Annotated in this window: 12 protein-coding genes and 2 CRISPR repeat arrays (1 of these 14 cut by a window edge); of the genes, 2 read left to right on the plus strand and 10 right to left on the minus strand. The window is 48.5% G+C overall.

What is annotated here, in order from left to right; all coding sequences use genetic code 11:
* Positions 1 to 652: direct repeats of the CRISPR family, unit length 29 nt; unit sequence CGGTTTATCCCCGCTGGCGCGGGGAACAC; it begins 841 nt to the left of the window's first position.
* Between the two features lie 83 nt (positions 653 to 735).
* The 8 genes from cas2e to cas3 all read right to left on the minus strand — a co-directional run bounded on the left by cas2e (position 736) and on the right by cas3 (position 9,769).
* On the minus strand, positions 736 to 1,029 hold the full coding sequence (gene cas2e / locus GSQ70_RS06580) for a type I-E CRISPR-associated endoribonuclease Cas2e (RefSeq protein ID WP_158781803.1): 294 nt from the start codon (positions 1,027 to 1,029) through the stop codon (positions 736 to 738).
* On the minus strand, positions 1,026 to 1,949 hold the full coding sequence (gene cas1e / locus GSQ70_RS06585; protein ID WP_158781804.1) for a type I-E CRISPR-associated endonuclease Cas1e: 924 nt from the start codon (positions 1,947 to 1,949) through the stop codon (positions 1,026 to 1,028). The genes cas2e and cas1e overlap by 4 nt, the downstream gene beginning before the upstream one ends.
* Entirely contained in the window at positions 1,946 to 2,656 is a 711-nt protein-coding gene (gene cas6e, locus GSQ70_RS06590; protein ID WP_158781805.1) for a type I-E CRISPR-associated protein Cas6/Cse3/CasE, read from the minus strand. The genes cas1e and cas6e overlap by 4 nt, the downstream gene beginning before the upstream one ends.
* Positions 2,656 to 3,381, minus strand: a complete 726-nt coding sequence (gene cas5e / locus GSQ70_RS06595; RefSeq protein ID WP_158781806.1) for a type I-E CRISPR-associated protein Cas5/CasD — start codon at positions 3,379 to 3,381, stop codon at positions 2,656 to 2,658. Before cas5e ends, cas6e begins: the two co-directional genes overlap by 1 nt.
* A 9-nt stretch (positions 3,382 to 3,390) precedes the next feature.
* Positions 3,391 to 4,431 carry a type I-E CRISPR-associated protein Cas7/Cse4/CasC gene (gene cas7e / locus GSQ70_RS06600; RefSeq protein ID WP_158781807.1) on the minus strand — a complete coding sequence of 347 codons (1,041 nt, stop codon included), beginning with the start codon at positions 4,429 to 4,431 and terminating at the stop codon, positions 3,391 to 3,393.
* A 23-nt stretch (positions 4,432 to 4,454) separates the two neighbouring features.
* Positions 4,455 to 5,048 (minus strand): type I-E CRISPR-associated protein Cse2/CasB, encoded by a 594-nt coding sequence (casB, locus tag GSQ70_RS06605; protein ID WP_158781808.1) that lies wholly within the window; start codon positions 5,046 to 5,048, stop codon positions 4,455 to 4,457.
* Complete coding sequence (casA, locus tag GSQ70_RS06610; RefSeq protein ID WP_158781809.1) at positions 5,041 to 6,609, minus strand: type I-E CRISPR-associated protein Cse1/CasA; 1,569 nt, start codon at positions 6,607 to 6,609, stop codon at positions 5,041 to 5,043. Before casA ends, casB begins: the two co-directional genes overlap by 8 nt.
* 457 nt (positions 6,610 to 7,066) lie before the next feature.
* Positions 7,067 to 9,769 (minus strand): CRISPR-associated helicase Cas3', encoded by a 2,703-nt coding sequence (gene cas3 / locus GSQ70_RS06615; protein WP_158781810.1) that lies wholly within the window; start codon positions 9,767 to 9,769, stop codon positions 7,067 to 7,069.
* A gap of 297 nt (positions 9,770 to 10,066) precedes the next feature.
* Between cas3 and GSQ70_RS06620 the strand changes: the two genes are divergently transcribed.
* Both GSQ70_RS06620 and GSQ70_RS06625 read left to right on the plus strand, forming a co-directional pair.
* Entirely contained in the window at positions 10,067 to 10,348 is a 282-nt protein-coding gene (locus tag GSQ70_RS06620) for a DUF6516 family protein (RefSeq protein ID WP_158781811.1), read from the plus strand.
* A 4-nt stretch (positions 10,349 to 10,352) separates the two neighbouring features.
* Positions 10,353 to 10,700, plus strand: coding sequence for a winged helix-turn-helix transcriptional regulator (locus GSQ70_RS06625; protein WP_158781812.1), 348 nt, complete (start codon positions 10,353 to 10,355; stop codon positions 10,698 to 10,700).
* Positions 10,701 to 10,717: 17 nt separating this feature from the next.
* A CRISPR array of direct repeats spans positions 10,718 to 11,234; the repeat unit is 29 nt; unit sequence CGGTTTATCCCCACGCATGTGGGGAACAC.
* Positions 11,235 to 11,390: 156 nt separating this feature from the next.
* Here the strand turns inward: GSQ70_RS06625 and lpdA are convergent.
* Positions 11,391 to 12,815, minus strand: a complete 1,425-nt coding sequence (gene lpdA / locus GSQ70_RS06630; RefSeq protein ID WP_158781813.1) for a dihydrolipoyl dehydrogenase — start codon at positions 12,813 to 12,815, stop codon at positions 11,391 to 11,393.
* A gap of 184 nt (positions 12,816 to 12,999) precedes the next feature.
* Positions 13,000 to 14,883: a pyruvate dehydrogenase complex dihydrolipoyllysine-residue acetyltransferase gene (aceF, locus tag GSQ70_RS06635; protein WP_158781814.1), complete on the minus strand. Its 1,884-nt coding sequence runs from the start codon at positions 14,881 to 14,883 to the stop codon at positions 13,000 to 13,002.
* Positions 14,884 to 14,885 lie beyond the last annotated feature (2 nt).

A 14,885-nucleotide genomic window follows, 5' to 3' on the forward strand; every position in this document is an offset into this window, starting at 1 on the left:
TTTTTAAAAAAAACGGTTTATCCCCGCTGGCGCGGGGAACACGTACGGGTGCTGACGCTGGTATCCAGCGCGTGCGGTTTATCCCCGCTGGCGCGGGGAACACGACCGGGTGAAGGTGACGGCGTTTACGCTTCCCGGTTTATCCCCGCTGGCGCGGGGAACACCTGTTTTTACATAAGCTAAAACAAGCTGAATACGGTTTATCCCCGCTGGCGCGGGGAACACAGCGATGGAGCGCGTATACGGCGAGGTAATCCCGGTTTATCCCCGCTGGCGCGGGGAACACCTTAGCTGTATTGCCGCCACATCATCGTGACGCGGTTTATCCCCGCTGGCGCGGGGAACACACATCTCCCGCCTTTCGGCTTACTGTTGATCACGGTTTATCCCCGCTGGCGCGGGGAACACTTCAGCCTGCCAGTTGTCGTCATAGCGGTTTTCGGTTTATCCCCGCTGGCGCGGGGAACACTTGTTTTTCCTCTTTAAGAAACTGAATCCATACGGTTTATCCCCGCTGGCGCGGGGAACACGGGTGATGACGGATTTTCCGTATCCGGCAGACTGGTTTATCCCCGCTGGCGCGGGGAACACGGAACGTTAAGCAGCCTGGAAACACCGACTATCGGTTTATCCCCGCTGGCGCGGGGAACACTCTAAAAATATATTATTGTATTCTAAGGTTTTTTTACCAAAGAAAATCCCACCAAAATAATCAAATTTTTAAAGATCGCTAACTCATTGTTTTTCAATTGGTTGAAAAGAAACCATACGCAGACCATCAAGGTCCACCGGGATTCTTCTATTTTCACCATACGTCTGAAATTCAAATCCAGATTCTGTATTCATTGCCCATGCCATGACTACATTACCGCTTTCAGATAGCACCGTGATTTGTTCCCAAAGCATTTCACGTATCCGTTTTGATACGTCCCCGATATACACACCAGCTCGGACTTCAAGAAGCCAGACTGCTAACCTTCCTCTTAATCGTGGGGGGACATTCTCAGTTACCACAACAACCATACTCATGATGATCCACTCCGATGACCTGCATCACCAAACGTTTCAGGGAGAGGAATAGCAACAGGTTGAGCGTCATCCGGAGGAAGTGGTGGCGATATTTCCCCCGCAGCAAGCACCTCTTCAATTAAAGGAATAAGTTTTGCCAATGTTTTATTACTGCGAAAAATATCCCGGCAAGCCAGCCTTATCTCCTGATCGGGTTTAGCTGGATTATGGCGTGCTATTTCAAACGCTTTAGGTACAACGGTATCAAATTTGATGATGTCGGCGATATCATATACAAACGAAAGCGGCTTACCGGTATGTACAAAACCAATTGCCGGTGCGTAACCGGCAGCCAACACTGCCGCTTCGGTAACACCATATAAGCAAGCCGTTGCCGCACTTATACACTGATTGACAACATCTCCTTTATCCCAATCTTTTGGATCGTAACGTCGCCCATGCCACTTAACACCATATTGTTTGGCCAATAACTTATAGGTTGCCCGAACCCGACTTCCTTCAATACCGCGCAGCTGATCAACGGATCGTCGGCTGGGAGCGTCCTCTCCGAAGCGCAGGGTAAACATTTTTCTAACGACTTTAAGTCGCAGATCTTCATCCAGCGCCAGCTTTGCCTGATATAGCAGCTTATCCGACCGGGCACCTCCAGGCTGACCAGATGCATAAAGCCGAACTCCCGCTTCACCAACCCAAACCAACAACGTGCCTACCGTTGCGGCGAGGCGCACTGCAGCATGAGAAACCCGTGTACCCGGCTCCAACATAATGCAGGCGACAGAACCAACCGGGATGTGCGTTCGCACACCGGTTTTATCAATCAAGACAAAGGCACCGTCAATTACATCGATCTGACCATATTGCAGGAAGATCATTGAAACACGATCTTTCAATGCCAAAGGTTTCAGCGGGAGCCAACTCATAAATCCGGCCTTTTTATCATTAACATGCCACAGCCAAATGACTTACTTTTACCTAAGCCCCGGTATAAAGCCTGCCGAAACCTGACCGCATCAGTAATTCTAAGCATCCCCGAATAATCAACACTACTGTAGAGAACTGGCTGTTCACCAGATCGTCGCATAAAACGATGTTGCTGATGTGCTCTAACACAATCACTACTCACAGCTGGATACACTTCACTATCATCACCAGCCCAACAGCCAAAATCCCCTGAGGAGCGCGCGGTCAAAACGAAACCATGCTGGAGCCCTTGTTTTTCCAGCCAGTGACTGGCTGCTGCAGTCTGAATATCCCACCACTTTTCTTTCGCAATACCACTGGCTCTGGCCTGATATTTAGCATCCATCATCACGTCATACCGCTTATTTTTTCGGCTAATGACGGGATTTGCACGCAATTGAAAATCAAGCTCCAAACCATCTTCAATACGTGGATTAAAGAGCTTAGTTTCGATAAGAAACAATTCATGTTGGCTTAAAGGAGGAGATTCTGACAAAACAAAAAAACGTGACTGAGGTTCCTGACGAAACAAAAAATTTCTCAGTTTCTGCTCAGGAAAAAGCTGCCATAGCCACTGATGAGCCGAATAAGAAGTGGCTTCATCCCATTTCTGCAGCATGGCTGGGTTCAGGCGCTCTAACCGGAGGTGAATACGAGACAGATACATTATTCCATCTCCTGTAATATTCCACTGTAGCGGATATAACTTCCAAATTGCCAACGCCGACGACTAACAGACTGATGATGACAATACTGCTGTTCCTGCTGAAGCAGGCTGGTTTCTTCAGGATCATCCCAATAGCAATAGCGTTGGTTTTGCGTGAGTATCGTCAGCTCTGAAGCAACAAGAGTCCGTTCAGCCTGAAGAAAGACCTGATTCAGGGAACCACTCATAAGGCAGGGAGAGAGAGGAAGCGCCAGCGGGCAGGATTTTCGCCCCAAATAAAGAGGGAAATGGGGAGCCAGCAAAGCCACTTGTATGGCTTCAAGGGCAACGGGGGCATGCTGAGTCGCACTTACAGCCACATGCCAGTATCCGTCACATCGATATTCGCGCTGAGTGACAATCGTTCCGACCTCATCGGGAGCCAGACAAAGTTCATCACGTCGCGTGTAATAACGGTATTTTTTATTCTCACGAGGTACGCTAACCGTATGGTAATCGCGTAACCATCGCTCACCAGTCGATAATGGGCGTACCGCCAGATGATAATGCTGGTTGAATGAAGAGAGACGTTCTTCTTCATCCCGATAAATTCCCAACGCGGCAGCAAGCAGGCCCAGGATGGCAGAGCGAGTGGGGATGGCGGCCGTGTGCCTGACTTCTCCAACAGCCTCTTCTCCCCATGATGCCATCGGCGCATAAAGCTGAAAAACCAGGTATTGCTTCATAGCGCTTCCTTATCCATGCACAAAGTCCAGCAGCTCAGCCACTGAGCCTTCGCCTTTTGTAGCATCCAGTTCATAGCGTCGCTCCGCACATTTCCCATAGACCTGGTCTAAATTGTCACGCTGGCGCTGTAAGCGCTCAATGGCTGTTTGTAGCTGATCCTCACCACGCACTGGCTGAAAAAATGCGACCGCCAGCGAGCGAGGCTGCTTGTTACCTGTTTCAGCCAGCACGTAAGAAGCATAAGCGCGGGAAGCAAAACTATTTTGTTTACCAGTTGGTGAAACCGTCATCGCCGTTTCAGTCAGCGCCGCTATCGCACGATCGGTGAGTTCTTCATTACCACCAAGATTTTCCAGCAGCAGATCGCGGCTAATGCAGATATAGGTGTAAAAAAGCGCGGAAGCAAAATTTTGCTCCCCCATATGGGCCGATCCAGTGTCGATTTCTTTATTGTTTAGATCATCCACCGCAGTGAAAAAATCATCCTCAACGGTAACCGCACTGACACCCAGCGCATGAGCCACCTGGCATGCTGCTTCAACGTTAAATTCCGGCGATGAAGCTAACATCCGGCCAAACAGCGCCATATCCACGCTTCGCTGATCTTTTCTCAGCAGCTTCACTTCTTCATCTGATGGCTCGCGCTTGTCGGCGATGAGTACATTAACCAAATCTTTAATCAGTGTGATTTCATAGTTACTGATATGCACCAATTGTTCAATTTCGAGGGTATTCTCTTTTTTCAATTTCCCAAACTGGCTTGCAATTTTTTCCGCCGAACTTTTGGCTACTTTATCGGTAATTCCCAAAGCCTGCATGGGCTCATAAACATAATCTTTGCCGATGCGCCGGGTTCGCTTTCCAATATGCCCTGTCATTGCCTCACTAAAAAGTTCAGAGACTCGCCATGCTCTTTTCAGACTTTGCGAAGAGATGCGCAAACGATCAACGCCCCCCATCTTCGCGGTTTTTGGCCTGCCGGAATCATCACGATTGAGGTTAGAAGGGGCGTAAGCCGTCAGTAAATGAAGCTGGATAAAGGTTGTCATTATTAAGTCCTTATAAAAAATAACTAACGAGCGGAAGAAAGATATTCACTTGCCCAACGAATACGATTGCGTGCAAAAGGGTTAGCCGTTACCGGAAGATCTTCTTGCCGATCCTGCCATTCCCTCATCCATAAAAATATGCCATCAGCCAGAGAGACTATGTTTACGCCTTCTTTTCCACGCAGCTTTACCGCGCGAATTAACTGTACGCATAATACCTCTGGTTCTTCTGCCTGCTGTAGGCGTTCAAAACGTGATGGAGTCAGACAGGGTTTATCTTTTATCTTTTCGCCCAACTGCGCGGCAAAACTCCGACCCGTCTCACTATTTTTGATATGAACAGCAACCGAGACAAATATAGCCAGCGCCATTTTGTCAACAGGTTTCAAAGGCATAACGCTGGCAAGTTTACAGAATAAAGCATCATAACCTTCGCACATCATCACGCCAAACGGCGGTTCCATTCGGCGTAACTCTGCTCGGCGCGCACGACCATTAATTCGCGTCCCGTCCGGTCTCGCATCGCGCTCCGATAAGATATCAAACCAATCGGTTAATATCTTTTTTGCATCAAGATTAATGATAATTATTTCTTTTTCGGTATCGCTATTAAACATTTCCTGTTTCCTTTTGTTCTTCTGCCAGTGCCAGAACTTCCCTGCGCAATTTCAGTTTGCAATAGTCTTCATCAAGCTTCCGACGAGCTTTTAGCTGGCGCAGCAAGATGTCATCAGGCGATTCAGGATCGGTCAACACTTCAAGATCAAATACATTCAACAAATAAAGATGGAGTCCTCTTTCCCACTCTTTCAATGCATAGCGTGTTGCGGAATGGTGAAGTTCAGGATTGGGGATCAAGATATTTAATAAGGAACGAAACGCTGATTCTGTTTCTTGCCAGAAGGCGATATCAATCATACTGAAATCAACTTTTGCCTCTTCCGGGGTGATAAACCATGCGCTTTTTAAATATTTTCTTAATATCTGCAAAGCAGCCGAGGCGAGCATAATAATACGCTGGATAACATCGCTTAATTTTTCTGAGCTGGTACTGTTGATTAATGGAATACGATGTTGATACCAACAACGTGCTTTAGCATTGTCCATATCCCATGCGAAGCACCATAATCCTGTTACAGGTAAGCGCCGCCTTCCGGCGATGGCACGGACAGCACGCGCCGGGATAGTCCGGTTAAAATTGTCTTCACATTTCAACGTCAATCCCAGCCAGTCTTTATAACTCAACCCACCAGGCTGGCCTTTCAGCGCAAGATAAGGAGCACTGGAATCTTTAAGAAGCTGGCGATAGGGTGAAAGCGGATGTAACCAATTGTCGTACTGTACGCCATAATTTTTATTGCGCATCGCAAGAAGCAATGCTTCATGGTGTTCACCGCAGAGATCGCATAGCCCAGCCTGGGTATGTTCATAATCCAACTCAATCTGCCTTGGCATTCCCCAATATGCCTGTAAAGGATGAGTATTTTCGGGAGTCACTTTGTTTCCCGATTTTTCACTGGTCCTTGTTGGTGCAAGCCATGGGAAAATGTCAGCCAATCGAGCTGAATCTGGCCGTACTTCCTGGGGTAAAACATTCAGCCACAACTTCTGCCAAAGTGGAAATTCGCCATCTGCAACAGGCACTACCAGCGTTGTTAAGGGGCCACCGCCACGCAGGCTGACGCGGTAACCGGCGCCACCTGCCGGAGAATTAGTCTGCACAGTGAACAATGCCATCACCGCACAATGCGGACAGATTCGTTCGCCAGTATGACGTTTGACAAAATGATCTTTATTGAGCTTAAGGGTATTACCACCAGGTGCGTCAATCAGCAACCCGATAATGGAGGTATTCTCACTGTCCAGTGGCTCGTAGCTTTGCAGGAAAGCCGGTTTACACGCACCGAATTGCATCGCAGGCGTGATTACTTGTAATGCCTGCTTCCAAACTGTCGCATCAATTCCTTTTTTCCAGACTTCAGTCCAATCCTCTTCATCTTCAGGTGCAACGGAACATTGCAATATACCAATAAGAAACTGCCAGGCCGCCCCCTGAAAATCAGCCCGTGGATAAGCAACATCATGAATGTCGCTATCTAGGAGAGCGGAAATAGAAATTTTCTTTTTGGTGCCGGAACGACTGATTACCGGTAACCACGGCTCTGTTATCAAATCCATTGATTTAACTCCTGTAAAGCTGGCCCATGAAAGGCCAGCAGGCATTACAAACGTCTCAATCTGGCCAGCAGGATAAACATCAAAAAGACGATTTCCTGATGATTGAATGCCAGTGTAATCACCATAACAATACCTTTTTATTGATAGTGACACAGACGCCGTTTAGAATGCAGGTCTCACCTCTGCTCCGGTATTGGCGTCCACCTCCAAAGATAGATCCTTTGCAGGAGCATCTTTCCCCTCTGTTGGCATCCATAATAGGCATTAATGTTTTAGGGTCAAGATAAAAAAATAAAGGTTACACCTTATTCTTATTCTAACTGGAAGTAATCAGAAATTTTAACTTTTAAAATTAGGTATTACTTTGATATTCTCCCAAGCTTCCCTGCAGCAGCAGGGATAAACCGGTTACACCATAGTCTTATTATACGTTCCCCGCGTCAGCGGGGATAAACCTTCACCCTGTAAATCCCTGATGTCTGTTGTAGTAACTCGCCTCTCCATTTTCGGAAACCAGCACAATCTGCGCCGCAGGCCGGTAAATTTGCTTACGAAACGCCTCAAGTAGCAACTCGTCTGGCAGGCAAAAACTGCGGGTATGTTTTTGCCACCAGGATAAGCGAACCTGAACCCGGCTTTTTTCCCACAAATAATCACCTTCATTAGCTACAGGCTGTAACTGCCCTTCCCGATCCAACCAAGCGAGATAAACATCCACACTCATTTCACCCAACCGGGTAGAAAACTCCCGCCCTTCATCCCAAAAAAAATCGCTTGATTCCCTGTCGTAACCTTTATCACGTTGTAATAAATTTTGGGTTGCTACTGAGCGGCGACTCAACACTTCAGCAAAAAAATCATCAGAAATAGTCTGTAATCCTGAAGGTGTCGGGATTTTTTCTTCATATACCCCATCAATCAAAGCACGGGCATCTTCAGGCATCCGAATTTGCCCAAATTGTTGCAACAATGCCTGAGTACGCCATAAACAAGCATGATCGGGGTAAACATAACCCGTTCCCTTTAATTCCTCACCCAGCCAACCCGGTTCAGGCTGCTCATGCCACTCAGGGGCCAGAATATGAAGTTCGGGAGGATGACGTTCGTCTGGCAAGTGAGATTTGCAATTGCCGTAAGCATCACGAATATGGCGTTGTAATCGTCCGGCTCTCTGGATGAGTAGATCGATAGGGGCTAAATCGGAAATCATCAGATCCAGATCGAGATCCAAACTTTGTTCGACAACTTGCGTAGCGATCAAAACTTTGCCATGTCGGTTATCAGCTGATGCTTCTTTACCAAACCAGTCCAACGTTTTGTTTTCAATTTCCATACGATCTTTAAAGACAAACCTGCTATGGAAAAGCAAAAGATTTTTCGAAGAGACTTTTCCTTCATCTGACAAACGTTGAAAAGCCATCAGAGCGTCATCAACTGTATTACGCACCCAACAAATACACTGCCCTGATTCTACTGCCTGGTAAATAATCTCCAGCGCCCGATCGCTGTCATTTATCCAATTTATTGCCACGCGGCGCTGTACCTCTTTACGGGTCTGAATTTGTTGTTCCTTTAATCCCATAGAGGAAAGTTGGGTTAACCAGGGATATCCAGCATCAGATTGAGGGGCACAATGACTGAATCCGGCACCATCACTGAAAGCTACCAGTAGTTTTTCCCGCAGGCTTGCCGGCAGTGTAGCGCTCAAAATAATTGCACTCCCTCCCAAAGACGCATGGAAGCGGAGTAGCCCTTCTAACAGCCTGACCATATAGCTATCGTAAGCATGGACCTCATCCAAAAGCATTATTTTATCCCGCATTCCTGATAATCGTAGCGACTGATGGCGGAATGGCATCACTGCCATCAGGAGCTGATCGACTGTTCCAACTCCAACTTCTGCCAGTAAAGCCTTTTTTCCTGAATCGGCAAACCATTCATGGCACTCACTGCTTGCATTGGCGTCGATACTGGCATAATCACGATATTCTGATGTTTCTTCTGGTTTCCAAACTGAATCAGAAAACGCAGCTGACATATGTCTTCCTCCATGTGCCAACACCAGAGAAGGACGACTATCTTTCGTAAAGAGAGCACGATACGCTTTACTCAGCCTATAATACATCGCATTCGCGGTCGCCATAGTTGGCAAACCAACATATAACCCTTTGGCTTTATTTCCAGATAATAAACGATGAGCAAGAATAATTGCTGCCTCCGTTTTCCCCGCACCAGTAACATCCTCGCATACGAATAATTGCGGCCCAGAGCAATTGATATCGAGCTTAGTCGCGAACTGCTGCAAAGGTGTTAATGTCCGAATAAAAGGGAAAAGTGCCTGATGCCCGGCATAACGAGTGTTTAGGGATGGTACTGGTAACTGAGAAAGCGCAAGCCTGGCTCTCTCACAGGCTACAGACCAGTAATTTTTCAGCGGTAGCGGGCGGCTTTCAAATGGAAAATAGCGTTCATCCGATCCAATCCAGTCGGCTAAGGTGATAATTCCTGCCAGGACCCAACTTTGTTTTTTTAACATTTTACGCCAACTTTTTTCCAACCACTTTTCTGGCAGTTTGTTGACCGGAAATAATATATTTATTGAAGACAAAAATTGGCCTGCAGAAATAACATCTTCTTTGGTAAATGCCAGTGAACATCCATCTACAGATTTGTCAGGAGGTTTTCCATGGTGCCCAGCGCTTATTGCCATCCAGATATCAAGTGCCCATCCAAAATTATCTCGCTCGTCAGGTGTAATATCAGAGAAAAGATCGATTTCTTCATTACACCAGGATAAAAATAATTTCCCCCATAACCAGTAGCCCAAAGAGTCATGTCGAACACTATAAATTATACCATTGACTGGCAAAACCAAAGGCGAGCCAGGATGAGAAGCCTGCTGCTGAAAACCTCGTGCAAATTTCCCAATATCATGACAGGCAAAAAGGTAACCAATCCATTGCTCGGCATCTTCCCCTGTAAGGCCAAGGTCTGCCAGAATGTCGCCGAGGCCATAGCGATTTTCTTTCACCATAAGATAACCACATGCCGCCACATCCAGACAATGCCAGGCGAGCAAATGATATGGTGCGCTTGCGGTGGTTAAGTTATTTCTACTTTTCCCCCAATAGCGATAGAAATCAGGCACATCCGGATTCATAATTTCCCTTTATGATTAAAAGTACGAGCTTTTTAAAATTATCAAATAGTATGGCTTTTACAAGCAAAAAACTGAGCTTTATCTTGAAAGAAAAAAATCAGCTGATCTCGATCAGTTTACAATACTTATGATTTAACAATTTAATCATGGCCTTTGGACATTCGTCATCTGCGAGGCTGAAGAATATGAGCGGTTAACCTACGCCAGCGTGAAGAACACACATCAGTGTTGCTTTCATGGACAACAATATCAATGTGTTGCTATTGTTAGCAGCACAAGCACACGGAGGTAAGGATTATGAGTGCCACGTTGTTTCGTAAGGATAAATATTACCTTGATGATCAGTCATTTATTTCGATGGTTATCTGGGAAGTTGATCCCAACATTCCTGGTAGTTTCCACAGCTACAAATACAGTCTGGCTTACGTCGTAGATGGGGATTGCATCATGCGATACGACAATGAGCGGGGAAAAGGCGATCACAAGCATGTCGGTCTGGCCGAGATGAATACGGTGTTCACCACAATCGAAGCGCTGATTAACGATTTTTTTAACGATATAGAGACACTCAGGAGGTAATACTATGACCACTGTGACAATCCGGGTAGCCTCACTCGATGAACTCAAACAGAACACACTGGCGGCACTGCGCGGCGATGAGTCGACCAGAGGCCACTTTCTCTCGTTTATAAGCTGGGAATTACTGCACGACACGTTATCCCCCAACCGAATGGCAATCATCCACGCAATGACCGGCATTGGTGAGGTTTCAATACGTGAGGTTGCACGCCGGGTGAATCGAGATGTCAGAGCTGTGCATTCTGATGTTAAAAAGCTCATCAACCAGGGCGTTATCGAAAAAGGTGAACAAGGTATTCTCTTCCCTTACGATGCCATCCACTTCGATTTCACGCTAAGAAAGGTTGCCTGATTAAAGAATAGTACCAGACGGTAATCCCCACTAACGTGGGGAACATTCATCTGCTAATTCATATGGATAGCCAGAAATCGGTTTATCCCCACGCATGTGGGGAACACAAATTGACCCGGCACCTGGCCGGTGGGTATGGCGGTTTATCCCCACGCATGTGGGGAACACTTTTTGGCAGAAAACTGTTCCGTATCCGTGCGCGGTTTATCCCCACGCATGTGGGGAACACCTGAGCAAGGTTTCAAGGGGCGAATACCCTACCGGTTTATCCCCACGCATGTGGGGAACACGCCGTAATGGCGGAAAAGTCAGTTTGAATGTTCGGTTTATCCCCACGCATGTGGGGAACACGTATCCTGGGGAACGGCTGGCGTGTGAACATGCGGTTTATCCCCACGCATGTGGGGAACACGTCCTGTCGCGATCAATTACCAGCGGACGTGCCGGTTTATCCCCACGCATGTGGGGAACACCCTATTTCACAAAGGAACATAGCATGAGCATCAAATTTATCCCCACGCATGTGGGGAACACCCTAAAATAATCCCAATGATAGTATTGAAGTTTTCAGGGCCAGAAAAAACCACCAACTTCCTGGTTAAAATTTAATCCGTCTTTAATTTTTAATCCAGCAAATAAAATGCAAAAAAAAGCCCCCTTCAAGGAGGCTTCCATCAGCAAAAAAGAAACTTACTTCTTCTTGGCTTTAGCATTTGGCAGGTCGGTGATGCTGCCTTCGAAGATCTCTGCTGCCAGGCCAACGGACTCGTGCAGAGTCGGGTGAGCATGGATAGTCAGTGCGATATCTTCGGCGTCACAGCCCATCTCGATGGCCAGACCGATTTCACCCAGCAGCTCGCCACCGTTGGTGCCGACAATTGCACCACCGATAACACGGTGAGACTCTTTGTCGAAGATCAGTTTGGTCATACCGTCTGCACAGTCGGAAGCGATAGCACGGCCGGAAGCCGCCCACGGGAAGGTCGCCGTCTCGTAGCTGATGCCCTTCTCTTTTGCTTCTTTCTCGGTCAGACCCACCCAGGCAACTTCTGGCTCGGTGTAAGCGATGGAAGGGATGACTTTCGGGTCGAAGTAGTGTTTCTTACCTGCAATCACTTCTGCCGCTACGTGGCCTTCATGGACACCTTTGTGCGCCAGCATTGGCTGACCGACGATATCGCCAATTGCATAGATGTGTGGCACGTTAGTACGCATCTGCTTGTCGACGCGGATAAAGCCCCGGTCGTCAACTTCAACGCCAGCTTTACCGGCATCCAGACCTTTACCGTTTGGCACACGACCAATCGCAACCAGCACTGCGTCGTAACGCTGTGGTTCGGTTGGCGCTTTTTTACCCTCCATCGTGACATAGATACCGTCTTCTTTCGCTTCAACGGCGGTCACTTTGGTTTCCAGCATCAGGTTGAACTGCTTGCTGATACGTTTGGTGAACACCTTCACCACGTCTTTGTCAGCCGCAGGAATGACCTGGTCAAACATCTCGACCACATCAATCTGAGAACCCAGCGCATGATACACGGTGCCCATTTCCAGACCGATGATGCCGCCGCCCATAACCAGCAGACGTTCAGGAACTTCTTTCAGCTCCAGCGCATCGGTAGAGTCCCACACTCGTGGATCTTCATGTGGAATAAATGGCAGCTGAATCGGACGGGAGCCCGCAGCAATAATCGCGTTGTCGAAGTTGATGGTGGTGGCACCATTCTCGCCTTCAACCACCAGCGTGTTAGCGCCGGTAAATTTACCCAGACCGGTGACCACTTTCACTTTGCGGCCCTTAGCCATACCCGCCAGACCACCGGTCAGCTGAGTGATGACTTTCTCTTTCCAGGTACGAATCTTGGTGATATCAGTCTGCGGCTTGCCGAACACGATACCGTGCTCTTCCAGCGCTTTGGCTTCTTCAATCACTTTCGCCACGTGCAGCAGCGCTTTAGAAGGGATACAACCCACGTTCAGACAGACCCCACCGAGGGTGCTGAAACGCTCAACAATGACGGTCTCCAGACCTAAATCGGCTGCGCGGAAGGCTGCAGAGTAACCTGCAGGACCAGCCCCAAGTACCACGACCTGAGTTTTAATTTCTGTACTCATCATGACCTCTTAGTTAACCGCTGGGATATTCATTCATCCACCGGTACGTTTTCACCGCAAGAGTTTACAGAATTGTTAATTAACTGCAAACCACTTGATACGAAACGTTTTCAACTACCTTGTCGACTTAAAACATCGAAAGTCGGCTATGAGAAGGCCGGCATTTGCCGGCCTTGTAACTTTTTTACATCACCAGACGGCGGATATCCGCCATGATGGTGGCGATGTATGCCGCGAAGCGTGCACCCGCCGCGCCATCGATCACCCGATGGTCGAATGAGAGTGACAGAGGCAACATCAGACGTGGAACGAACTCTTTGCCGTTCCAGACGGGTTCCATGGCAGATTTGGACACGCCAAGGATCGCCACTTCCGGTGCGTTGACGATTGGGGTGAACGATGTCCCGCCAATGCCGCCAAGGCTGGAGATGGTGAAGCAGCCGCCCTGCATATCGCCAGCGGTCAGCTTGCCGTCACGCGCTTTCTTCGAAATCACCGACAGTTCGTTAGACAGCTCAACAATACCTTTCTTGTTGACGTCTTTAAACACCGGAACCACCAGACCGTTTGGCGTATCAACCGCCACGCCGATGTTGATGTATTTCTTCAGCGTCAGCTTCTGACCATCTTCAGACAGCGAGCTGTTGAAACGTGGGAACTCTTCCAGCGCTTTGGCAGCCGCCTTCATGATGAACACCAGTGGGGTGATCTTCAGATCCAGTTTCTTTTTCGCCGCTTCGTCATTCTGCTGCTTACGGAAAGCTTCAACGTCAGTGATGTCGGCTTTGTCGTGCTGGGTTACGTGAGGGATCACCACCCAGTTACGGCTCAGGTTAGCACCAGAGATTTTCTGGATACGACCCAGCTCAACTTCTTCAATCTCACCGAACTTGCTGAAGTCAACTTTCGGCCATGGCAGCATGCCTGGCAGACCGCCACCGGTCACTGCGGCTGGCGCAGTCTCGGCGCGTTTCACCGCATCTTTCACATAGGCCTGAACGTCTTCTTTCAGGATACGGCCTTTACGACCGGTGCCTTTCACCTTCGCCAGGTTCACGCCGAATTCACGTGCCAGACGACGGATAACCGGAGTGGCATGGACGTAAGCGTCGTTCTCGGAGAACTCACCTTTAGCTTCCGTTTTCACTGGAGCTGGAGCGGCCTGTTTTGGCGCAGGCGCAGCTTCTTCTTTCTTCGCTGCAGGAGCCGCTGCCGGAGCTGCACCTTCCACTTCGAAGACCATGATCAGTGAGCCGGTGCTGACTTTGTCGCCGGTAGAGACTTTGATCTCTTTCACGGTACCGGCAAATGGCGCAGGGACTTCCATTGAGGCTTTATCGCCTTCAACGGTGATCAGCGACTGCTCGGCAGCCACTTTATCGCCCACTTTCACCATCACTTCGGTCACTTCAACTTCGTCACCGCCGATGTCCGGAACCGCAACATCTTTCGGGCCGCCGGCCGCAGCGGCAGGAGCCGCCGCTTCTTCTTTCACTTCAGGCTTGGCTTCAGACGCCGCTGCGCCTGAACCTGCCGTTTCGAAGACCATGATCAGGGAACCGGTACTGACTTTGTCGCCGGTGCCAATTTTGATCTCTTTCACGGTACCCGCGAACGGGGCAGGCACTTCCATTGAGGCTTTGTCGCCTTCAACGGTGATCAGTGACTGCTCGGCTTCCACTGTGTCGCCTACTTTAACCAGGATCTCAGTGACTTCCACTTCGTCACCGCCGATGTCCGGCACGTTCACTTCTTTGCTTTCTGCTTTAGCCGCTGCGGCTGGTTTCGCTTCTTCTTTTTTCTCTTCTGCTTTGGCAGGCGCAGGAGCGGTACCCTCAGCAGATTCGAAAATCATGATAAGCGAACCGGTTTCCACTTTGTCACCGGTAGAGATTTTGATCTCTTTCACCACGCCAGCTTCTGGCGAAGGGACTTCCATGGAAGCCTTGTCGCCCTCCACGGTGATCAGCGACTGTTCCGCTTCAATCTTGTCACCGACCTTGACCAGGATTTCGGTGACTTCCACTTCGTCTGCACCGATATCCGGTACTTTGATTTCGATAGCCATTA

It is taken from the genome of Pantoea sp. BAV 3049 (assembly GCF_009765445.1).
Lineage (GTDB): Bacteria > Pseudomonadota > Gammaproteobacteria > Enterobacterales > Enterobacteriaceae > Erwinia.

Coding starts and splice junctions, on each gene's coding strand:
- casB (WP_158781808.1), bottom strand. CDS start 5,048: ATGTTTAATAGCGATACCGAAAAAGAAATAATTATCATTAATCTTGAT.
- GSQ70_RS06625 (WP_158781812.1), top strand. CDS start 10,353: ATGACCACTGTGACAATCCGGGTAGCCTCACTCGATGAACTCAAACAG.
- casA (WP_158781809.1), bottom strand. CDS start 6,609: ATGGATTTGATAACAGAGCCGTGGTTACCGGTAATCAGTCGTTCCGGC.
- lpdA (WP_158781813.1), bottom strand. CDS start 12,815: ATGAGTACAGAAATTAAAACTCAGGTCGTGGTACTTGGGGCTGGTCCT.
- cas5e (WP_158781806.1), bottom strand. CDS start 3,381: ATGAAGCAATACCTGGTTTTTCAGCTTTATGCGCCGATGGCATCATGG.
- GSQ70_RS06620 (WP_158781811.1), top strand. CDS start 10,067: ATGAGTGCCACGTTGTTTCGTAAGGATAAATATTACCTTGATGATCAG.
- cas3 (WP_158781810.1), bottom strand. CDS start 9,769: ATGAATCCGGATGTGCCTGATTTCTATCGCTATTGGGGGAAAAGTAGA.
- aceF (WP_158781814.1), bottom strand. CDS start 14,883: ATGGCTATCGAAATCAAAGTACCGGATATCGGTGCAGACGAAGTGGAA.
- cas1e (WP_158781804.1), bottom strand. CDS start 1,949: ATGAGTTGGCTCCCGCTGAAACCTTTGGCATTGAAAGATCGTGTTTCA.
- cas7e (WP_158781807.1), bottom strand. CDS start 4,431: ATGACAACCTTTATCCAGCTTCATTTACTGACGGCTTACGCCCCTTCT.
- cas6e (WP_158781805.1), bottom strand. CDS start 2,656: ATGTATCTGTCTCGTATTCACCTCCGGTTAGAGCGCCTGAACCCAGCC.
- cas2e (WP_158781803.1), bottom strand. CDS start 1,029: ATGAGTATGGTTGTTGTGGTAACTGAGAATGTCCCCCCACGATTAAGA.